The following is a 561-nucleotide window of genomic DNA, read 5'->3' as shown; positions in this document are numbered from 1 at the left end:
TATCAACAAAGGCATTTGAAACATCTAATGCCTCAAAAATCGGATTGCTATCGCTATCGACAATACCCGATACGCTGACACGGAACACTTCATCGCCTTCCGCGTAAACATCATCCACGGTATCAATGGTAAATGTAGCGGTCACACCATCGGCACCGATAATCGCTTGAGCGGTTTCGGTGATGTCGTCACCGGATGCAGTGGTGTAGCTATAAGCAAGCGTGACGATACTGCCCACAGGAGCCGGATCGCTCAGCGTCACTGTGTACTCTGTGGTGGTGTCGCCTTCTACGACATTCGCTGGACCGGTCATGGTCACGGTAACCGTATCTTCTGGACCCGGATCGGTTTCATCGCTGATGGTGGTATCGACGAACGCATTGTCTAAATTCAGTGCTTCGAAGATTGGATTGCTGTCACTATCCACAATACCCGATACGCTGACACGGAACACTTCATCGCCTTCGGCATACACATCGTCCACCGTATCGATGGTAAACGTCGCTGTTACGCCATCGGCACCGATAATGGCTTGAGTGGTTTCGGTGATGTCGTCACCCG

The 561-nt window shown here is 51.2% G+C and carries 1 pseudogene; it reads right to left on the bottom strand.

Annotated features, from left to right (window positions below):
* Window positions 1–561, bottom strand: a pseudogene (locus R7Q09_RS27440) (calcium-binding protein); the annotation flags it as partial.

The organism is Vibrio sp. 2130-1 (assembly GCF_033339515.1).
Note: the sequence above shows the minus strand (reverse complement) of the source record. Positions and strands in the feature narration are given on the sequence as shown.